General features: G+C 59.1%; 17 protein-coding genes. 13 read left to right on the forward strand and 4 right to left on the reverse strand.

What is annotated here, in order from left to right; all coding sequences use genetic code 11:
• Positions 1-2 precede the first annotated feature (2 nt).
• Positions 3-1,601, forward strand: coding sequence for a BCCT family transporter (locus G5193_RS13265; RefSeq protein ID WP_201909711.1), 1,599 nt, complete (start codon positions 3-5; stop codon positions 1,599-1,601).
• A gap of 103 nt (positions 1,602-1,704) precedes the next feature.
• On the opposite strand, the gene G5193_RS13270 is transcribed toward G5193_RS13265, so the two are convergent.
• On the reverse strand, positions 1,705-2,943 hold the full coding sequence (locus G5193_RS13270) for a multifunctional CCA addition/repair protein (RefSeq protein WP_421206175.1): 1,239 nt from the start codon (positions 2,941-2,943) through the stop codon (positions 1,705-1,707).
• A gap of 248 nt (positions 2,944-3,191) precedes the next feature.
• Here G5193_RS13270 and mutY point away from each other — a divergent pair, with 248 nt between their 5' ends.
• The 3 genes from mutY (at position 3,192) to mltC (ending at position 5,744) form a co-directional block, all read left to right on the forward strand.
• Positions 3,192-4,244 carry an A/G-specific adenine glycosylase gene (gene mutY, locus G5193_RS13275; RefSeq protein WP_421206176.1) on the forward strand — a complete coding sequence of 351 codons (1,053 nt, stop codon included), beginning with the start codon at positions 3,192-3,194 and terminating at the stop codon, positions 4,242-4,244.
• An 8-nt stretch (positions 4,245-4,252) separates the two neighbouring features.
• Positions 4,253-4,525, forward strand: coding sequence for an oxidative damage protection protein (locus G5193_RS13280; RefSeq protein WP_421206177.1), 273 nt, complete (start codon positions 4,253-4,255; stop codon positions 4,523-4,525).
• A 115-nt stretch (positions 4,526-4,640) separates the two neighbouring features.
• Positions 4,641-5,744, forward strand: coding sequence for a membrane-bound lytic murein transglycosylase MltC (mltC, locus tag G5193_RS13285; RefSeq protein WP_421206178.1), 1,104 nt, complete (start codon positions 4,641-4,643; stop codon positions 5,742-5,744).
• 85 nt (positions 5,745-5,829) lie between these two features.
• Here the strand turns inward: mltC and G5193_RS13290 are convergent, their stop codons facing one another.
• On the reverse strand, positions 5,830-6,216 hold the full coding sequence (locus G5193_RS13290) for a YgiW/YdeI family stress tolerance OB fold protein (RefSeq protein WP_263085375.1): 387 nt from the start codon (positions 6,214-6,216) through the stop codon (positions 5,830-5,832).
• 254 nt (positions 6,217-6,470) lie between these two features.
• Here G5193_RS13290 and G5193_RS13295 point away from each other — a divergent pair, with 254 nt between their 5' ends.
• Together G5193_RS13295 and ompA are read left to right on the forward strand one after the other, a co-directional pair.
• Positions 6,471-7,508 (forward strand): SGNH/GDSL hydrolase family protein, encoded by a 1,038-nt coding sequence (locus G5193_RS13295; RefSeq protein ID WP_263085376.1) that lies wholly within the window; start codon positions 6,471-6,473, stop codon positions 7,506-7,508.
• A 266-nt stretch (positions 7,509-7,774) separates the two neighbouring features.
• Positions 7,775-8,812, forward strand: a complete 1,038-nt coding sequence (gene ompA / locus G5193_RS13300; RefSeq protein WP_227341426.1) for a porin OmpA — start codon at positions 7,775-7,777, stop codon at positions 8,810-8,812.
• Positions 8,813-8,942: 130 nt separating this feature from the next.
• On the opposite strand, the gene G5193_RS13305 is transcribed toward ompA, so the two are convergent.
• Positions 8,943-9,965, reverse strand: a complete 1,023-nt coding sequence (locus G5193_RS13305) for a GGDEF domain-containing protein (RefSeq protein WP_005343157.1) — start codon at positions 9,963-9,965, stop codon at positions 8,943-8,945.
• 134 nt (positions 9,966-10,099) lie between these two features.
• Here G5193_RS13305 and rnr point away from each other — a divergent pair, with 134 nt between their 5' ends.
• The 4 genes from rnr to G5193_RS13325 are packed head-to-tail and all read left to right on the forward strand — an operon-like array spanning position 10,100 to position 14,332.
• Positions 10,100-12,499 carry a ribonuclease R gene (gene rnr, locus G5193_RS13310; protein WP_421206179.1) on the forward strand — a complete coding sequence of 800 codons (2,400 nt, stop codon included), beginning with the start codon at positions 10,100-10,102 and terminating at the stop codon, positions 12,497-12,499.
• A complete protein-coding gene (gene rlmB, locus G5193_RS13315) occupies positions 12,496-13,245 on the forward strand; it encodes a 23S rRNA (guanosine(2251)-2'-O)-methyltransferase RlmB (RefSeq protein ID WP_236376841.1) in 750 nt (249 codons plus the stop codon). The genes rnr and rlmB overlap by 4 nt, the downstream gene beginning before the upstream one ends.
• Before the next feature lie 2 nt (positions 13,246-13,247).
• A complete protein-coding gene (locus G5193_RS13320; protein WP_421206180.1) occupies positions 13,248-13,820 on the forward strand; it encodes a Crp/Fnr family transcriptional regulator in 573 nt (190 codons plus the stop codon).
• A gap of 56 nt (positions 13,821-13,876) precedes the next feature.
• Entirely contained in the window at positions 13,877-14,332 is a 456-nt protein-coding gene (locus G5193_RS13325) for a GNAT family N-acetyltransferase (RefSeq protein ID WP_421206181.1), read from the forward strand.
• A gap of 72 nt (positions 14,333-14,404) precedes the next feature.
• Here G5193_RS13325 and srmB read toward each other — a convergent pair whose 3' ends face one another.
• A complete protein-coding gene (srmB, locus tag G5193_RS13330) occupies positions 14,405-15,628 on the reverse strand; it encodes an ATP-dependent RNA helicase SrmB (protein ID WP_064339387.1) in 1,224 nt (407 codons plus the stop codon).
• Positions 15,629-15,747: 119 nt separating this feature from the next.
• Between srmB and G5193_RS13335 the strand changes: the two genes are divergently transcribed.
• The 3 genes from G5193_RS13335 (at position 15,748) to brnQ (G5193_RS13345) (ending at position 19,655) form a co-directional block, all read left to right on the forward strand.
• Entirely contained in the window at positions 15,748-16,458 is a 711-nt protein-coding gene (locus tag G5193_RS13335; protein ID WP_421206182.1) for a tRNA1(Val) (adenine(37)-N6)-methyltransferase, read from the forward strand.
• 191 nt (positions 16,459-16,649) lie between these two features.
• The gene (gene brnQ / locus G5193_RS13340) at positions 16,650-17,954 is read left to right on the forward strand and encodes a branched-chain amino acid transport system II carrier protein (RefSeq protein ID WP_266135400.1); all 1,305 of its coding nucleotides are present in this window, start codon (positions 16,650-16,652) and stop codon (positions 17,952-17,954) included.
• Between the two features lie 423 nt (positions 17,955-18,377).
• Entirely contained in the window at positions 18,378-19,655 is a 1,278-nt protein-coding gene (gene brnQ, locus G5193_RS13345; protein ID WP_421206194.1) for a branched-chain amino acid transport system II carrier protein, read from the forward strand.
• Positions 19,656-19,716 lie beyond the last annotated feature (61 nt).

The following is a 19,716-nucleotide window of genomic DNA, read 5'->3' on the forward strand; positions in this document are numbered from 1 at the left end:
GGATGAGAGCAAGCAAAGGGCTATTTAAAGGCCTCAACCCCACCATGGCCATGACGGCGTTGACCGTCATCACCCTGTTTCTGCTGTTCGGGGTCTTTGTCCCCGAGACGGCCGCCAGCTGGTTTGTCGGGGCCAAGGATCAGATTATTGCCGGGTTCAAGTGGTACTACATTCTGGTGGTCGCCCTGTTCCTGTTCTTCGCCGTCTATCTGATGTTCAGTCGCTTCGGCAACATCCGGCTGGGCGACGACGACCAGGTACCGGAGTTCGGCTACTTCGCCTGGTTCTCCATGCTCTTTAGCGCGGGCATGGGGATCGGGCTGGTGTTCTGGAGCATCGCCGAGCCGATGAACCATCTGCAGGGCAACCCTTTCATTACCGAAGGGATGACCCCGGAGGCGGCCCAGATCGCCATGCGCCTCACCTTTTTCCACTGGGGCCTCCATCCATGGGCAATCTATGTGATCGTCGGCTTGTCGCTCGCCTTCTTCAGCTACCGGCGCAAGCTGCCACTGGCCATTCGTTCCGTGCTCTATCCGCTGCTCGGCGATCGCATCTACGGCTTCTGGGGCCACGCCGCCGACGTGCTGGCGGTATTCGGTACCGTGTTCGGGGTGGCGACCTCCCTTGGACTGGGGGTCTCCCAGATGAATACCGGCCTCAACCAGATGTTTGGTATGGCGGTGTCGCAGTCCAACCAGCTCTGGCTTATCGGTGGCATCAGCCTGATCGCCACCCTCTCGGCGGTCTCCGGGGTCGGGCGCGGGGTGAAGATCCTCTCCGAGCTCAATATCTGGTTGAGCGTCTTCGTGCTCGCGCTCTTTCTGGTGTTGGGGCCGACCACCTATATCCTCAACGCCTATGTGCAGAACATCGGTGATTACCTGCAGAACATCGTCAAACTGAGCTTCTGGACCAACACCGAAGCCAATGGCACCTCGGCCTGGCAGTCGAGCTGGACGGCGTTTTACTGGGGCTGGTGGATCGCCTGGGCGCCGTTTGTCGGCATGTTTATCGCCCGCATCTCCAAGGGGCGTACCATCCGTGAATTCGTGCTCGGCGTGCTGCTGGTGCCTTCGCTGCTCGGCATGTTCTGGCTCACCGTGTTTGGCGGTACGGCGATGAATCTGGAACTGTTTGGCGGCGGCGGTGTGGTCGCGGCGGTCAATCAGGATGTGACGCTGGCGCTCTACAAGACGGTCGAGCTGCTGCACTGGGAGACCTTCGGCTGGATTGCCAAGGGCGTGCTGACCCTGCTTATCTGCACCTACTTCATTACCTCCAGTGACTCGGGCACGCTGGTGATTACGACCCTGCTCTCCATCGGTGATCAGGATCCTCCGGTGCCGCACCGCGCGCTCTGGGGGCTGGGCCAGGGGCTGGTCGCTGCGATTTTACTGGTCTCCGGCGGTCTTGCCGCCCTGCAGGCGGCCAGCATTATAGCCGCGCTGCCCTTCTCGGTGATCATGTTGGCGATGTGCTATTCGCTGATGCTGGGGCTCAAACAGGAGAGCCAGCGCCAGTTCGAGTATCGTCAGAACCTCAAGCGCCACGATGGCTCGTCCCATATGAGCTTGCTGGAGCGCATCGGCCCGGCGTAAACCGCCACTCTGAACACTGCTTAATGACAAAACGGCCGTACTGGTGAGGTCTCCTGCGGGAGCCTCGTCAGTACGGCCGTCTGTTCTTGCGCCGGGGCAGGGGTTACTCCTCGATAAAGGTCCACTCATCCTTGATGCGGCTGATGGCATCGGTCCGCTTTTTGGCAAGCTGTTCCTTGATCTCTTCCCCCTTGTAACCGGCCGCCACTATCTCTTTTACCGGCACAGCCTGGGCGGCAGCCAGCGCTTCGGCCACATAGTCCGGCTCGGCGTAGACCCGCTCCTCGAAACCGGTACGGCCATGGAAGTCGGCGCGGCAGGCATCCAGCAGCTGGGCAAAGCGCTCGGGGCGGCGCCAGGCATCTGCCTTGTCGAACACCTTGAGCAGGGTGGCGGGCTTGAGTTCAAAGGCGATGTGGATGTGGGTGTGCAGATCGCTCACCAGCAGCGCCAAATCCCGGCACTCATTGGGTACCCGGAACCGCTCGCACAGGGCGCGAATGAGCGGCAGCCCCTTCTGGCCGTGACCGTGATGGCTGGGCCAGAACTCCTTGGGGGTCACTCCCTTGCCAAGGTCGTGGCAGAGGGCAGCAAAGCGGACAGTCAATTCCGGGGAGATCCGGCACGCCTGCTCCAGCACCATCAGGGTGTGGATGCCGGTATCGATCTCCGGGTGCCACTTGGCCGGGGCGGGGACGCCGAACAGCGCATCAATCTCGGGGAAGAGCGCCTTGAGGGCGCCGCATTGGCGCAGCACCTCGATAAAGATCTGCGGGGTTGGCCCCAGCAGCACCTTCTCCAACTCCTTCCAGACTCGCTCCGGCGTGAGGTGGGACAGCTCGCCAGCGGCCGTCATCTCGCTCATCAGGGCCAGAGTTTCCGGCGCTATGGTAAAGCCCTGAGCGTGGAAGCGGGCGGCGAAGCGGGCGACCCGCAGGATGCGCAACGGATCTTCGGCAAAGGCGGGGGAGACGTGGCGCAGCAGTCGTTTTTCCAAATCCTTGATGCCACCGTAGGGATCATGGAGCTGGCCCTGTTCATCTTCGGCGATGGCGTTGATGGTGAGATCCCGGCGCAGCAGATCCTGCTCCAGCGTCACATCGGGGGCGGCGTGGCAGACAAAACCGGTGTAGCCCTGACCCTGTTTGCGTTCGGTACGGGCGAGGGCATACTCCTGCTGGGTTTTGGGGTGAAGAAACACGGGGAAGTCGCGACCGACCTGGGTAAAACCCAGCGCCAGCATCTGCTCCACGGTGGCGCCGACCACCAGATGATCCCTGTCGCCCTGCGGCAATCCCAGCAGGCGATCCCGCACTGCGCCCCCAACCAGATAAGTCTGCAAACCATCTCTCCCGTCATCAATCGTGGGGCCGAGTATATCGTCTTTGTTACTGCATTGCTGCCCGACCGTGACCGGGAAAATGTGGGGTAATCGAGTGTGTCAGTAGGGCTTTGACTTGGGCGTGACGAGGCCGTACCCTGCCGCACCAGATGGCTGGCTCTGTATTGCGCAATGGCCTTACTACCGAGCAGCCAAAATAAGCCGAAGGAACCGCAGAGTTCCCTATATATCAACGACATGAGAACAACGTGAATCAATCAACCTTCGCAAGCCGGGTTCTGGAGTGGTACGAGCTTCATGGCCGCAAGAGCCTGCCCTGGCAGCAGGAGAAGACTCCTTACCGGGTCTGGGTCTCGGAGATCATGCTGCAGCAGACCCAGGTCGCTACCGTGATCCCCTATTACCAGCGTTTTATGGCGCGCTTCCCCGATGTGGTGGCGCTGGCCGATGCCCCCGTGGACGAGGTGCTGCATCACTGGACCGGATTGGGCTACTACGCCCGGGCCCGCAACCTGCACAAGGCGGCCCAGCAGATCCGCGATCATCACCACGGCCTCTTTCCCGAGCGCTTTGACGAGGTGATGGCGCTGCCGGGCATTGGTCGCTCAACCGCCGGGGCCGTGTTGTCGCTCTCCCTCGGTCAGCCTCACGCCATCCTTGATGGCAATGTGAAGCGGGTACTCACCCGCTGGCTGGCGCTGCCGGGCTGGCCCGGCCAGAAGCTGGTGGAGAACGAGCTGTGGGAGATCGCCATCCGGCTCACTCCCAAGCTGGGCGTGGCACAATACAACCAGGCGATGATGGATATCGGGGCGACGATCTGCACCCGCAGCAAGCCTGCTTGCGAGCGTTGCCCGGTGCGGGCCGATTGCCAGGGGCTGTCGCAAGGCAACCCGACTGCCTACCCCAACAGCAAGCCGAAGAAGAGCATTCCGGCCCGGGATGGCATCATGCTGCTGATCCGCCATGGCGACGAACTGCTGCTGGAGAAGCGGCCGCCGCAGGGGATCTGGGGCGGGCTCTACTGCTTCCCGCAGGTCGCCTCGCTGGCGGAGGTGGAGGGGCTGCTGGCGTCCCTTGGCCTGAGTCATCACGGCTATCGGGAACTGGCCGGTTTTCGCCATACATTCAGTCACTTCCACCTCGATATCCAGCCGCTGCTGATCGAGATTGAGGCTGAGCCAGCGCTGCGCCTCATGGAAGCAGATAACCGACTCTGGTATAACTTACGCCATCCTGCCGAGGTGGGGCTGGCGGCCGCTACGGCCCGTCTGCTCGCCTATCCGGAGCTACAACCATAGAGGTCAACATGAGCCGTACTGTATTTTGCCAACGCCTGAAAAAAGAGGGCCCGGGCCTGGATTTTCAATTCTACCCGGGTGAACTCGGCAAGCGGATTTTTGACAACATCAGCAAGGAAGCCTGGGCCGAGTGGCAGAAGAAGCAGGTGATGCTGATCAACGAAAAAAAGCTCAATATGATGAATCTTGAGCATCGTCAGTTGCTGGAAAAAGAGATGGTCAGCTACCTGTTTGAAGCGGGTGAAGTGCAGATCGAGGGTTATACCCCTCCCAGCCAGTAAGCAATCGAGCTGTAGTACCTGTGAGCGGGGAGTGGAGCCAAAGGTGGTCAGTCTCCCCTTGTCTACTCGCGGCATATGAATGATGGGCGGCACTGCTGCCCTGTTTGAGGATCCTATGGGCCGAATTTTCTGGCTGCTGTGCACCCTGCTGTTTCTCTCTGCCTGTTCATCTTCTCCCAAGCCCAGCGGGAATGAGGATGACGATCTCGTCAACGGCAAGGACATCCGCGGCTTTGAACACATGATCAGTGCGCTCTCCCATAACGTGAACGAAATATGGGGGCGAGAGGCGCTGTTTGCGGGCAAGTATGACTACGTCAAATACACGGATCAGTACAAGAGCCGTGCCCACATCGACTTCTCCAGCGGCCATATCATGGTCGAGACGGTATCTGGCATAGATCCCCGTGCTCACCTGCGTCGTGCCATTGTCGAGACCCTGCTGACACCGGACGATCCGGCCGAAGTGGACCTTTACTCCGACCGGGAGATCATGCCCGGCGGCGAGCCTTTCCTCTATGGCCAGGTGGTGGACAATCAGCGCCAGCCAATCCGCGCCTCCTGGCGCGCCGAGCGTTATGCCGATTACCTGCTCAACACGGCGATGAAGAAGCGCACTCTGGGTATTCGCACCATCTTCTTCGTCGATATACCCATGGTGGCCAACCATGAAGATCGACGGGGCTACAAGTATGCGGGGATCATCCGGGAAGCGTCGCGCAAATACGGCGTGCCGGAGAGCCTGATCTATGCGGTGATCAAGACCGAGAGCAGCTTCAACCCCTATGCGGTGAGTCATGCCAACGCTTATGGCCTGATGCAGGTGATCCCGGCCACCGCGGGTCGTGACGTCTATGTTCGGGTCAAGGGTAAGAACGGCCAGCCGACCCGGGAGGAGCTGTTCAACCCGGCCTACAACATCGATGTCGGTACCGCCTATCTGCACCTGTTGCAGACCGTCTATCTGGCGGATATTCAGGATCCGCGCTCCCGTCGCTATGCGGTGATCTCCGCCTATAACGGTGGTGCGGGCGGGGTACTCAATACCTTCTCCAGCGATCGCAAGGCGGCGCCGGGCCGGATCAACCGGCTCTCCCCCGAGGCGGTCTATCAGGTGTTGACCGAGCAGCATCCCAAAGAGGAGGCGCGCCGTTACCTCTACAAGGTCAATCAGGCCGAGAAGGGGTTCAAGAGAGCCTTTGCCAGTCGGGCAGGTTAAGCGGTGACGCTGCGTTAACCATGCAAAAGGGCGCTTGATATCAAGCGCCCTTTTAACGTCTGGCCCGTTCGTCGTTGAAGTGGCCTTATTTGGCAATAAAGCCGCCCTTGGTCTGCGGGGCCGCGCCCACTTTCTCCAGGGTTTTCACTTCCACTTCGGTTTTGTTCCAGCTGTGGTCCACTTCACCATGGATGCGGATCTGATCATCCGGGCCCACTTCGGTGCCACGCCACACATCCTGATCCACTTCGACCTCCACTTCACCGCTGGCATCGCGGAACAGATAGTTCTCGCCGCCCAGGTGCTTGACCAGTTTCCCTTCCAGAGTTGCCCAGCTGTCATCGGCCAGATCTTTCAGTTGAGCAACGGAAACCTTGTTCTGCTCTTGCGGGCCGGTATAGGCCGCCATGGCAAAAGAGGAGACAGACATCAGGGTCAACAGTCCGATTACGCTTGCGCTTGCCTTGTTCATTTCATACTCCTGTCGTTGGTATGAGGGCATTGTGCCGGGGGGGGCGTGAAACAAGCGTGAAAGAAATAGGCTGGTGTGATTGTCTGTTTTGTGAGCGCAAGCGATTTCATCGGTGGCGGAACATGTGTGATTTCATCTGGAACTGTAATCTGTCGCCTTCACCAGAAGTCAGTGGCAGCAGACTCTTCCCATGCCTGTCGCCACTCGAGGAGAAGTCCGCAGGTCTCACCTGCTTAATCGAAGAGCATAACAATATGAAAAAATGGCTTGTTTGTTTATTGGGGTTAATGGCATTGACCGCGCAAGCGGCAGAGGGACGCCAACCTTTTTCCCGGGTTGTGATGTTTGGTGACAGCCTCTCCGACACCGGCAAGATGTACAAAAAGATGCGGGGGTATCTCCCCTCCAGCCCACCCTACTTCAATGGGCGCTTCAGCAACGGCCCGGTGTGGCTGGAGCAGTTGGGTGACGAGCGTTTCCCCGGTCTGGTCGTGGCCAACGAGGCGGAAGGCGGTGCGACCGCGGTGGCCTATAACCATCTGGGGGCTCTGAACGGCTGGCTCGGTTTCTGGTCCTGGGATCCCAAATATCAGGTGATCAACAACCTCGATTACGAGATCGATCAGTTCCTGAAAAAGGACAAGTTCCGCCCCGATGATCTGGTGGTGATCTGGGTCGGTGCCAACGACTATCTGGCCTATGGCTGGAACAGCGAGCGGGATGCGGATCGGGTGATCGATACCATCCGGCTGGCATCCAACCGGTTGGTGCTCAACGGCGCGCAGCAGATCCTGCTGTTCAACATTCCTGATCTGGGGCAGACCCCGTCAGCCCGCAGCATGAAGGTGGTGGAGAAGGTGCGCCATGTGGCCAGCTACCACAACCAGAAGTTGCAGAACCTCACTCGCGAGCTGGCTCCCCTTGGCATCGTGAAGCTGTTCGAAGTGGACAAGCAGTTTGATGAGATGATGCGCGATCCTCAGCAGTTCGGGCTGAGTGACACAGAACACGCCTGCTACGGTGGCGGCTATACCTGGAAGCCATTCTCCGGCAGCGCCGCCGAGGTGGCTGCGACCCCGGCTTTAAGTGTCTCCGAAAGAGTGGCTATTGCCGGTAACCCGATCCTGGCGCAGGCGGTGGTGAGCGGGCAGGCAAAAGGGCGAGCAGCGACTCTCAACTGCGATGAGCATATGTTCTGGGATCAGGTGCATCCGACCAGGACGGTGCACAAGGTATTGAGCCAGCGAGTCGCTGATTTTATCGATCAGCACTACGAGTTTATCCATCGCTGATACATGCAAGGGCTGGCGGAGGCTGGCCCTTTTCTCACCCGTCAGTCTGGGTAGAACGCTCGTTTTGCGACATTGTACGCTCAAATAACAGACGCTTGTTGCTGTTTTTGTAACAAGTTTGCGTTACAGTGTTTTTTGTTAATTGATATCAGGGACTTGAAAATAGGCTAACGTTTATCTGCAGTGATCGCTTTTGGGCGATTGCGCCTAGAAGACGAGTTGATATCAATCAACCTCCTCCTACACAAAGTTGCAGAGGCTCAGATATGAAAAAATCATTGATTACCTTGCTGGTTACCGGCTTGCTGGCGGCCAATGCCCAGGCGGCCGGTCAGGACAACACCTGGTATGGTGGTGCCAAACTGGGTTGGTCCAACTTCTACGGCATTGATGAAAGCAATGCCCTGACGCTTGGCAATGAGACCAACGATGCCCTGGGTGCGGGTGTGTTCGGCGGCTATCAGATCAACAAAAATCTGGGGCTGGAGCTGGGTTACGACTACCTGGGCAATTACAAATACGATGCGACTACGGCGGCAGGCGCTTTCAGTGATGAAGTGAAAGCACAGCTGGCCCAACTGACCCTGAAACTGGGTTTCCCGGTTACCGATAATCTGGATCTGTATGGTCGTGTCGGTGGCGGTTATGGCTGGGCTGATACCAAGAGCGATCTCTACAAGGATGACAGCCGCTTTGTCATGGTCGGTGCTCTGGGTGCCGAGTATGCGTTTAACCTCGACTGGGCTGCTCGCCTAGAGTACCAGTACACCACCCCGTATGGCAGCCGTGATGATACCGGCCTGAGAATGGATAACGGCTTGCTGTCGTTGGCAGCGGTTTATCGCTTTGGTCAGGTTGCCCCCGTGGCACCCGCTCCGGCACCAGCCCCGGCTCCCGAGCCTGTGATGGTCGAGAAGCAGTTCACCCTGAGCTCTGATGTGCTGTTTGACTTCAACAAGGCGACCCTCAAGCCAGAGGCCAGTCAGGCTCTGGATAGCCTCTACAGCCAGATTGAAGAGGCTCGACCCAAAGATGGCGTGGCAACCGTAATTGGTCACACCGACCGTATCGGTTCCGATGCCTACAACCAGAAACTCTCTGAGCAGCGTGCCCAGACCGTCGCCAACTATCTGGTTGGTAAAGGGATCCCGGCCGCCAAGATCAATGTGGAAGGGCGTGGTAAATCCTCACCGGTTACCGGCGACAGCTGCGTCAGCAAGTCCAAGCGTGAGCTGATCGTCTGCCTGGCTCCGGATCGCCGTGTTGATGTGAAAGTCGAAGGTGTCAGCGAGGTGCAGGAGTAATCTTTCACACTGAGCAGCTCTCCACAGGGGCTGGAATTAACAGCCCCTGTTGGAGCAAGAGAGGCCAAAAAGCCAGTCAGTTGAGCTGGCTGGCTTTTTACATTGGCATTGCGGTCGGACAGAGGACAAATCAGGAAGGGAGCGGCATCACCCGGTTGCGCCCCAGCTCCTTGGCCTTGTAGAGCAGCTTGTCGGTACGTTCGACCAGACAGTCTGCACTCTCCTGACCGTTGAACTCGCCCACGCCAAACGAGGCGGTGATGTGGTCGATGCGGCGGCCAGATTTGCGATCCAGAATCGACATCCGCTCTATGGAACGGCGCATGCTCTCTGCCATTTGCCTAGCCAGTGCCAGCGAGCGATGGGGAACCAGCATGGCAAACTCTTCCCCACCCAGCCGATAGGCGGTGACCCCCTCCTTGCAGGCATCGCGCAGCCGTTTGCTAAAGGCACGCAGCACCTGATCGCCGAGCAGGTGACCGTACTCGTCGTTGAAATTTTTGAACCGATCGATATCGGCGAGGATCAGTGAAAAGGGGTGCTGACTGCGGATCAACCCCTCCAGCTCCAGATCGAAGGCGCGGCGGTTGAGCAGGTTGGTGAGTGCATCCTCGTTGGCCAGTTTGCGGGTTTCGTTGAGCGCGGCACGCAGCTCCTTGATCTCCTTCTCGGCATTGCTGAGCTGGCTGCGAAAGTGCATGGTGGACATGCGTACATCCCGCGATTCGCGCACCAAGTCTCGCAAGATGCCCATGGTATCTTCCAGGCTCAGCCCCTCATCGTCGATCTTACTTAACTTGTCGAAGCTCTTGTCGAGCATCTCCTGAAACATACCGGTATCGGAGATGGCATCCTGCATGGAGTGGCCGAGCTCGTTGGCCATGGCTGCAAGGTTGAGCTTCATCGCCTCCATCTGCTGTTCGTCCTGCGCAGCCAGATATTGGTGATAGAGGCGCTCGCAGGTAGTGAGCGAGCAGGTTCCCTGCAGTTTGATGGCTTGATCGATCGCCTGGTTGAGTTCGGGCATGCTGGCCGAGACATAGTTGTACCACAGGTGGTAGTTGTCCGGCGTAGTTGGGATTTGGTACTTGATCATCAGGGGAACTGCCTGTTTGAGATAGGCGGCGGATTGGGCAAATGTGTCCTTACTCATGAGTTCTGTGTCTCATCATGCCAGCGAACTGAAGATAGTATGACAGAGAGATTGGCCAAAAGGCAGCCGATGGATGCCATTCGCCCCCCCCTCCGATATAATGGCACCGTTACCACCTACCCTAAGGCCTGCTTATGTCTCAAAAAGATCCTTTCCTCGAACGCGAGGCCGAAAAATACGATAACCCCATCGCCAGTCGCGAGTTGATCCTGGAACTCATCAAGGGCCATGAAAAGCCCATGTCCCGTGAAGAGTTGGCCAAGGTCCTCAAGCTGAAAGATGAAGAGCCGTTGGAAGCCTTGCGTCGTCGTCTGCGCGCCATGGAGCGTGATGGACAACTGGTATTCACTCGCAACCAATGTTATGCCCTGCCGGATCGCCTGAATCTGGTCAAAGGTTATGTAATCGGCCACAAGGATGGCTTCGGTTTTCTGCGTCCGGAAGGTGGTGGTCCGGATCTGTATCTGAACAACCGAGAGATGCAACGCCTGATGCATGGCGATTACGTGCTGGTGCAGCCGACCGAGATCGACCGCAAGGGTCGTCAGGAAGCGCGTCTGGTGCGCCTGCTCAAGTCCCGTGAGGCAGACATTGTCGGCCGTTACTTCGTCGAGAATGGCGTTGGTTTCGTGGTGCCGGATGACAGCCGTATCGGCCAGGACATCATCATCCCGGAAGGGGAAAACAAAGGGGCTCGTCAGAGCCAGGTCGTGGTTGTGCGCATCAACCAGCGCGCCACCTCCCGTATCAATGCCGTCGGCACCGTACTGGAAGTGCTGGGCGAGAACATGGCGCCGGGCATGGAGATCGAAATTGCCCTGCGTACCCACGGCATTCCGCACACCTGGCCGGAGGAGGTGACCAAAGAGGTTGCCGGTCTCGGCGAGCAGGTGCCGGAGAAAGCCAAAGAGGGCCGCATCGACCTGCGCGCCCTGCCGCTGGTGACCATCGACGGCGAAGATGCCCGCGACTTCGATGACGCCGTCTTCTGTGAAGCCAAACGCGGTGGTGGCTGGCGTCTGTGGGTTGCCATTGCTGACGTCTCCGCTTACGTTAAGCCCGGCACGGCGCTGGATGCCGAAGCGTATCAGCGTGGCAACTCCGTCTACTTCCCCGAGTTTGTGGTGCCCATGTTGCCTGAGGTGCTCTCCAACGGCTTGTGTTCCCTGAACCCGCAAGTTGACCGCCTCTGCATGGTGTGCGAGATGACCATCTCCGCCGCTGGCCGCATGTCCGGCTACAAGTTCTACGAAGCGGTAATGAATTCTCACGCCCGTCTGACCTACACCAAGGTTGCCGCGATCCTCGATGGCGATCCCAAGCTGCGCCAGCAGTATGATCCGCTGGTGGGCCATATCGAGGAGCTGAACAACCTCTACAAGGCGCTCAAGCATGCCCGTCATCAGCGCGGTGCGGTGGAGTTCGAGAGCGAGGAGACTCGCTTCATCTTCAACGCCCAGCGCAAGATCGACCGCATCGTGCCGCTGGTGCGCAACGATGCCCACAAGATCATCGAAGAGTGCATGATCCAGGCGAACGTGGCTGCTGCCCGTTACATCGAGAAGAACGAAGCCTTTGCCCTGTTCCGGGTGCACGACCGTCCGGGCGAAGAGCGTCTGACCGGTTTCCGCGATTTTCTGGCCGAACTGGGTCTGGAGCTCAAGGGCGGACTCGAGCCCGAGCCGAAAGACTTTGCCGAGCTGGCTGCCAAGTTTGAGGGGCGCCCGGATGCGGAGCTGCTCTCCACCATGCTGCTGCGCTCCATGCGTCAGGCCATCTATCAGGCCGACAACATCGGTCACTTCGGTCTGGCGTTGAAGTCCTATGCGCACTTCACCTCGCCGATCCGTCGCTACCCCGACCTCATCCTGCACCGCGCGATCAAGTACCAGACTGCCAAGGAGCAGCAGGCCAACCTGCGCCACAAGTGGACCCCGAGCGGTGGTTACCACTACCAGCTGGAAGAAGTGGATCCGATGGGCGAGCACTGCTCCATGACCGAGCGCCGTGCCGACGATGCCACTCGCGATGTGGCCGACTGGCTCAAGTGCGAGTACATGCTGGATCACGTGGGTGACGAGTTTGACGGCGTTATCGCCAGCGTCACCGGCTTTGGTTTCTTCGTCCGTTTGGCGGAGATCCACATCGACGGTCTGGTGCACGTCAGCACCCTCACCAACGACTACTACCAGTTTGATCCCCTGCACATGCAGCTGATTGGCGAGAACTTCCGCCGTCGCTACCGTCTGGGCGACAAGGTGCGGGTCAAGGTGATGGGCGTGAACTTGGATGATCGCAAGATCGACTTCGTGATGGTGGAAGAGCCGCTCAAGGCCACCGGCAAGAACGCCAAAGAGATGGCGCGCAAGCAGGCCGAGATCAAGAAAGAGAAGGCCAAGAGCGCCGAGCGCCACGAAAAGCGCAAGGAGAAAGGGGGCAAGGACCACGGTAAACCCGCCAAGGGTGGCCGTGCCAAACCCAGCAACAGACGACCGGGCAAAAAAGCTCACGATAAGGCCAAGAGCACTAAATGAGTACTGAACTGATCTACGGCATTCACGCTGTATCCGCGCTGCTGGAGCGCACTCCCGAGCGCTTTATCGAAGTGTGGGCCCTCAAGGGGCGGGATGACGACCGGCTGCAACCCCTGCTGGCTGAGCTGGAGTCCCTCGGCTTGCGCGTGCAGAGCGTGAACCGCAAGACCCTTGATGACAAAGCGGAAGGCAACAATCACCAGGGCATCATGGCCCGGGTGAAAGAGGCGCCGAAGCTGGCCGAGCACGATCTGGCTAGCCTGCTGGATGAGTTGGCGGCACAACAGAGCCAGCCCTTCCTGCTGGTGCTGGATGGCGTGACCGATCCGCACAACCTCGGCGCCTGCCTGCGCAGCGCCGATGCTGCCGGGGCTCATGCTGTCATCGTGCCGCGGGACAAGGCCACCGGCCTGACCCCGATCGTGCGCAAGGTTGCCTGTGGCGCGGCCGAAGTGGTGCCGCTTATTCAGGTCACCAACCTGGCCCGCACCCTGCGCGAATTGCAGGAGCGCGGCGTCTGGATCGTCGGCACCGCTGGCGAGGCCGATCACGACCTCTATCAGGCCAAACTGACCGGCCCGATGGCGCTGGTGATGGGGGCCGAAGGTAAAGGTATGCGTCGCCTGACCCGCGAACATTGCGACGAGCTGGTGAGCATCCCGATGGCGGGGGCGGTATCCAGCCTCAACGTCTCGGTGGCAACCGGCGTTTGCCTGTTTGAAGCCGTGCGTCAGCGTCGCGGTTAATCATGCTGACTGACAGACCCCCCTTCGATTGGGCGCAGGTCGCAGATAGAGAGGAGGCCGCGCGCCTCCTCTATTTTGCCCGCCCGCTGACCCTAAGCCCGAAAAGCTGCCTCTGGCACGCCGGCGACAGCCCTGATCTGCTGGTCAGGGTGGAGCAGGGGCTGCTGCGGGCCAAGCTGGTGCTGGAGGATGGCCGCGAGTACATCAAGGAGTTCTATTGGGAGGGGGACGAGTTTCTCGACTTTCACCACCTGCTCAGTGGCGAGCCGGCCCGCTACAGTGTGGAGGCGCTGGAGCCATGCCATCTGCAGCTGTTCAGTCTGGTCGACTTGCGCCAGCTGCCCGGCTGGCCGCGCTGGTATCAGCACCTGTTGGAGGTGCAGCTGCGCATCAAGGAGGAGAAGGAGCTGTTGCTGCTGACCGGTAGCCCGCAGGCGCGCTATCAGCACTTTCTCGACAGCTTTCCTGCACTCGATGCCAGAGTGCCCGACCACCAGATCGCCGCCTATCTCGGTATCACTCCCATCAGTCTTAGTCGCATTCGCAAACGGCTGAAAGAACTTAACAAAGGTTAATGCAGGGCGCTGGCGCCACGATTATGCTGGCAGGCCGAACTGATAAGGAGTTGCCGATGAACTGGATCCTGAAACCCTGGTCTGAACTGACCACTGACGAGTTGTATGAGTTGCTGGCGCTGCGGGCCGAGGTGTTCGTGGTGGAGCAGACCTGCCCCTTTCAGGATCTGGACGGGCTTGATCGCCGCGATGGGGTCTGGCACCTGCTCGGCTATCAGGGCGAGCTGCTGGCCGCCTATGCGCGGATCATGGCGCCCGGCATCGGCGATGAGAGCGGTGCCGCCATCGGTCGGGTGGTGACCTCACCCAAGGCGCGCGGCGGTGGTCTTGGTCATAAGCTGATCAGCGAGGCGGTCAAGGCGTGTGAGGCGCGCTGGCCGACTCACAGCATCTGGCTGGGGGCGCAGGCCCATCTGCAGGGCTTCTATGGCCAGCACGGTTTTGTGGCGGAAGGGGAAGGCTATCTCGAAGACGATATCCCCCATATGGGGATGCGCAGAGTGGTGGCATAACCACTCGTCAGAGTGATTCAGAATGCAGAAGGGCCATCCAGTGGGATGGCCCTTCTCTTTATCGCCAGGCGATCACTTCTTCTTTTTCTTCTTGGCGGACTTCTTCTTGTCGACCGGCTTTTTCTTCTTCACCGGTACCCGCGCTTCCTTGTGTTTCGGGCGCAGCTCGTCGATCACCCGGCGCTTGAGGCGCTCTTCGGTGTAGCGCTCGATCTTGGCGACCATCGCCATGTCGTGGGCCTCCACCAGGCTGATGGCACAGCCACGGTTGCCAGCGCGGCCGGTACGACCGATCCGGTGGACGTAGACATCGGCGCCGTAGGGCATGTCGTAGTTGATGACATGGCTGACGTTCGGCAGGTCGATGCCGCGGGCGGCGACGTCGGTGGCGATCAGGAAGGGTACTTCCCCTTCGTGGAACTTGCGGATCGATTCGATACGCTTGCTCTGCTCCATCTCGCCACGGATCCAGGCGCAGGAGATACCTGCAGCCTGCAGCTGGCCGGAGAGCTCCGCCAGACGCTCGCGAGTCTTGACGAAGATAATGGCTTTCTGGGTTTCCGGATCTTTCAGGATATGGGTCAGCAGCGCCAGCTTGTGGGTGGCGTCATCGGCCAGATGGATCCACTGGGTAATGGGGCGACGTTCGCTGCGCGGCGGCTCGGCGTGCAGCTCCACCGGATCCTTGAGGATCTCGTTGGCGAACTTCTCAAGGCCGGCCCCTTCCAGGGTGGCGGAGAAGAGCATGGTGTGCTTGCGGTAGCGCGCCTCTTCCACGATGCGGTTCACATCCTTGATAAAGCCCATGTCCAGCATGCGGTCCGCTTCATCCAGCACCAGCACTTCGATGTCGTGGCTCTCGAACTCCTCTTTCTCGATGTATTCGAGCAGACGGCCCGGGGTGGCGACCACGATGTCGGTGGTTTTGGTCAGGGCAGGCAGCTGCTCTTCATGGCTGACGCCGCCGATGATGGTCTCGATGCTGAGGTTGGTGTGAGCCGCCAGCGCCTTGGCGTGGGCGGTCACCTGCAGCGCCAGCTCGCGGGTCGGGGTCAGGATCAGCATGCGGCAGGGGCCCGGCTTGCGGCGCGGGAAGTCCAGCAGGTGCTGGAGTGCCGGCAGCAGGAAGGAGGCAGTCTTGCCGGTACCGGTCGGAGCGGATGCCAGAATATCGCGGCCGTCCAGGGCTGGCTCCAGCACCATCTGCTGGATGGTGGTGGGGCGGGTGAATCCCATCTCGGCCAAGGCCCGGTTGAGGGCTGGGTGCAGGTCGAAATCATCAAAGGACTGGCTCATGGCAATACTCGGTCATTAAGGAAACGGCAGATTATAGGCGATTATCTCGTCGGCTCCTATTGGTGAGTGTGTCTTAGCCGCTATAATCGCCCACCATTTTTGCAGATGACGGGGGCCAGATGGGACGTAGTCGCGGATTTACCTTCAAACAGTTCCATATCAATCACGATCGCTGCGCCATGAAGGTGGGCACCGATGGCATTTTGCTCGGTGCCTGGGCGCCGGTCGAACAGGCGCGTCGAGTGCTCGATATCGGCACCGGCAGCGGCCTGATCGCTCTGATGCTGGCCCAGCGCAGCAGATCTGACAGCCGTCTTGATGCGGTCGAGCTGGATATTAATGCGGCCAGTCAGGCGCGGGAGAATGCGGCTGCTTCTCCCTGGGCCGATCGGGTGACCGTCATAGAGAGTGCCATTCAGGATTATCAGGCCGACCCTTACGATCTTGTCGTCTCCAATCCTCCCTATTTCGTGGCAGGCCAGTCATTTAGCGATCCGGCGCGGGCGTTGGCCCGCCATACCGGCGCCCTCGACAGCCACGCATTGCTGGCAGCCTGCAATCGTTTGCTGAGCCCGAACGGGCAGGTAGCGCTGGTGCTGCCGACGGCGATGGCCGATGAAATTTTATGCATTTCGGCGAATTATGATCTGCATGGCATTTGTTATACAGCTGTTATCACCAGAGAGGGTAAAGAGGCAAATCGTGTTTTATTGCTACTTGGCAGAGGATTAAACAGGTGTGAGAGGGGTGAAATTGTGATCCATTCTGCTGATGGGGCCTATTCCGACAGATATATCCAACTGACCAACCCCTTCTATTTGAAGATGTAAATTTCGTCTTGAACTATTTTTTCACGCCATTATGCTGGTTCCAGATCGAGCGCCCGCTCCAGACCAGCTAAAACCACTGGTTGCGATGAAAAAACATGCGGGGCTCTTTTTTTATACCCCCTGAACACACCCGGTCAGCGACCGATAAAAACTATAACAAGCAATAATTTACAAGACAGACGAGGTTGAACTTGACGAAATCACTCACATTGTCCGATGTACTCGGATTAGGGTTTATGACCTTCGCCTTCTACTTGGGCGCCGGTAACATCATTTTCCCGCCGTTGGCCGGTTACATGGCTGGTGAGCACCTCTCCCTGGCGATGTTTGGCTTCCTGGTCACTGCCGTGGGCCTGCCTCTGGTAACCATTCTGGCCGTGGCGAAAGCCGGTAACGGTTGGGCTGGCATGACCAAACTGCTGCCTGCCGGTGTTGCGACTGCGCTGGCCGTTGCCATCTATATCATCATAGGCCCGGCCTTTGCCGCGCCCCGTACCGGTCTGGTTGCCTACGAAATGGGCCTCAAGCCGTTCATCGGTGATATGGGGCAAGCGGGTCTGGCGGCCTATACCGTGATCTTCTTTGGTGTGGCCATTCTGGTCTCCATGAACCAGGGCAAGCTGATGGACGCCATCGGCAAATACCTGACTCCGGTACTGATGCTGCTGCTGCTGACTCTGGCGGTCGGGGTATTCGTAGCGCCGCAAGGCGCCATGCCTGACGCGTCCGGTGACTATCAGAACAGCCCCTTCGTGAAAGGGATCCTGGAAGGTTACAACACCATGGACACCCTGGCGTCCCTGATGTTTGGCGCCCTGATCGTCGATCTGCTGCGCCAGAAAGGCATCAACGATTACAAGAGCCAGTTCAAGTATCTGGCCATTGCCGGCCTCATCTCTGCCGTTGGGCTGAGCGTGGTGTACGTCTCCCTGTTCCAGCTGGGTAACACGGCAGCCGGTGTGGCGACGGATGTCAGCAATGGTGGCGCCATCGTCAACGCCTACGTACTGAGCCTGTTTGGTCAGCCGGGTCAGTTCATTCTGGCGGCCATCATCACTCTGGCGTGTTTTACCACTGCAGTCGGTCTGATCTCCGCCTGTTCCGATTTCTTCCACAATCTGACCGGCATGGCTTACAAGAAGCTGGTGGTGTTGCTGGGCGTTATCTGTGCCGTGGTGGCCAACGTGGGCCTGAGCCAGCTGATCAGCCTCTCCATTCCGGTGCTGGTTGCCATCTATCCGGTTGCCGTGGCGCTGGTGCTGGTCACCTTCCTGAAGGGTTACTTCGGCCGTCCCCGTCTGGTGTTCCGTGGCGTGTTGATGGTTGCCTTCCTGTTCGGGTGCCTGGATGGTCTGGGTGCTGCCGGCATGAAGATGGATGCGTTTGCCTTCCTGCCGCTGTTCGACAAGGGCCTCGCCTGGCTGATGCCGACCCTGCTGGCCTGCGTAGTTGGCGTGATGGTGCGTCCGACACAGATGGCTGCCGAAGCTGCCTGATCACGCCCGATGTGATATTGCCAAGAGCCTGCCCCGTGCAGGCTCTTTTGTTTTTCTGTTCTGCTGGCGGTTTGCCCGGTGGATGGTATCCGGCCATCCTCACAGGCTAATTTCAGCTCCCTTGCGGCCCTATCCCCTGTTTATCTGCGCGTTTACACCCAGTCTGGGTAATTCGGTCATTCGGTGATTAATTTTGAGCGGATAAATTGTTTCAAGATATTAATGTGTGATTGAGATCCCGCATCTCTTCTTTATGCTAAAGGTGGTGCTTCTCATCCGGTCTGCTGACCGCAGGGGAGCGAGCAGTATTGTTATCCGGTTATCTGCCAGGCAGTGGGTGCAATCAATAACAAGCTGATAAGGCAGATGAGGTTGGGTTTGACGAAATCATTGAAGTTGTCCGACGTATTCGGACTGGGGTTTATGACGTTTGCCTTCTATCTGGGGGCTGGCAATATCATTTTTCCGCCGCTTGCGGGTTTTATGGCTGGTGAGCATCTGCTGGCCGCCATGTGCGGTTTTCTACTGACGGCGGTGGGGCTGCCGTTAATCACCCTGATTGCGGTTGCCAAGGGGAGTTCGGGGGGCCGCGCGAGTGGCTGGACCGGAATGACCCGCTATCTGCCCGCCGGGGCGGCGACGGCGCTGGCCATCGCCATCTATATCATCATGGGGCCCGCCTTTGCCATTCCCCGCACCGGTCTGGTCGCGTACGAGATGGGGCTCAAGCCCTGGCTCGGCGATGCCGGTCATGAGGGGCTGCTGATCTACACCCTGAGTTTCTTTGCGCTGGTGATCATGGTGGCGCTCGATCGGGGCAAACTGCTCGATGCGGTTGGCAAGTACCTGACTCCCGCCCTGATGGCGATGCTGCTCATTCTGGCGGTCGGGGTCTTTATCGCGCCACAGGGTACCATGCCCGATGCCAGCGGTGACTACATCAGCGCTCCGCTCACCAAGGGGATGCTGGAGGGGTATAACACCATGGATACCCTGGCATCCCTGATGTTTGGCGCACTGATCATCGGGTTGCTGCGCCAGAAGGGGATCGAGGACTATCGCAGCCAGTTCAAATACCTCACCATTGCGGGCCTGATCTCGGCGGTCGGGTTGTCGGCGGTCTATCTCTCTCTTTTCCAGCTTGGCAACAGTGCCGGCGGAGTAGCGAGCGACATCAGCAACGGCGGTGCCATCGTCAATGCCTACGTCCTGAGCATGTTTGGTCAGCCTGGGCAGCTTATTTTGGCGGCCATCATCACTCTGGCCTGTTTTACCAGTGCAGTAGGCCTACTCTGTGCCGGAGCCGATTATTTCCAAGGTTTGACTGGCTGGGCTTACCACAAGTGGGTGATGCTGCTGGGGGCACTCTGCGCGCTGGTGGCCAATGTGGGGCTGAGTGAGCTTATCAGTCTCTCCATCCCGGTGCTGGTAGCCATCTACCCGGTTGCCATTGCACTGGTGCTGGTGACCTTCCTCAAAGGGTGGTTTGCCCAGCCACGGCTGGCGTTTCGTGGCGTGCTGCTGGTCGCCTTCCTGTTTGGCTGTCTGGACGGACTGGGCGCTGCTGGTATGGCTATGGACGGCTTTGCCTTCCTGCCGCTGTTCGACAAGGGACTTGCCTGGCTGCTGCCAACTCTGCTGGTCTGCATCGTTGGCATCTTGATGCGACCAAACGGAAAGCTGGCTGCCGAAGCGGCTTGATTCAGGATCAACGAGATAGCAAAGAGGCCAGCATCTGCTGGCCTCTTCTGTTTCTGCCGGA

Origin of the sequence: Aeromonas sp. 601027 (assembly GCF_049174455.1) — a bacterium.
In the GTDB taxonomy this organism is placed as follows: Bacteria; Pseudomonadota; Gammaproteobacteria; order Enterobacterales; family Aeromonadaceae; genus Aeromonas; species Aeromonas veronii_A.

Excerpts from the sequence above, each read along its gene's own strand:
- G5193_RS13265 (WP_201909711.1), top strand. The coding sequence starts at position 3 with ATGAGAGCAAGCAAAGGGCTATTTAAAGGCCTCAACCCCACCATGGCC.
- G5193_RS13280 (WP_421206177.1), top strand. The coding sequence starts at position 4,253 with ATGAGCCGTACTGTATTTTGCCAACGCCTGAAAAAAGAGGGCCCGGGC.
- mltC (WP_421206178.1), top strand. The coding sequence starts at position 4,641 with ATGGGCCGAATTTTCTGGCTGCTGTGCACCCTGCTGTTTCTCTCTGCC.
- G5193_RS13290 (WP_263085375.1), bottom strand. The coding sequence starts at position 6,216 with ATGAACAAGGCAAGCGCAAGCGTAATCGGACTGTTGACCCTGATGTCT.
- G5193_RS13295 (WP_263085376.1), top strand. The coding sequence starts at position 6,471 with ATGAAAAAATGGCTTGTTTGTTTATTGGGGTTAATGGCATTGACCGCG.
- ompA (WP_227341426.1), top strand. The coding sequence starts at position 7,775 with ATGAAAAAATCATTGATTACCTTGCTGGTTACCGGCTTGCTGGCGGCC.
- G5193_RS13305 (WP_005343157.1), bottom strand. The coding sequence starts at position 9,965 with ATGAGTAAGGACACATTTGCCCAATCCGCCGCCTATCTCAAACAGGCA.
- rnr (WP_421206179.1), top strand. The coding sequence starts at position 10,100 with ATGTCTCAAAAAGATCCTTTCCTCGAACGCGAGGCCGAAAAATACGAT.
- rlmB (WP_236376841.1), top strand. The coding sequence starts at position 12,496 with ATGAGTACTGAACTGATCTACGGCATTCACGCTGTATCCGCGCTGCTG.
- G5193_RS13320 (WP_421206180.1), top strand. The coding sequence starts at position 13,248 with ATGCTGACTGACAGACCCCCCTTCGATTGGGCGCAGGTCGCAGATAGA.
- G5193_RS13325 (WP_421206181.1), top strand. The coding sequence starts at position 13,877 with ATGAACTGGATCCTGAAACCCTGGTCTGAACTGACCACTGACGAGTTG.
- srmB (WP_064339387.1), bottom strand. The coding sequence starts at position 15,628 with ATGAGCCAGTCCTTTGATGATTTCGACCTGCACCCAGCCCTCAACCGG.
- G5193_RS13335 (WP_421206182.1), top strand. The coding sequence starts at position 15,748 with ATGGGACGTAGTCGCGGATTTACCTTCAAACAGTTCCATATCAATCAC.
- brnQ (WP_421206194.1), top strand. The coding sequence starts at position 18,378 with ATGACGTTTGCCTTCTATCTGGGGGCTGGCAATATCATTTTTCCGCCG.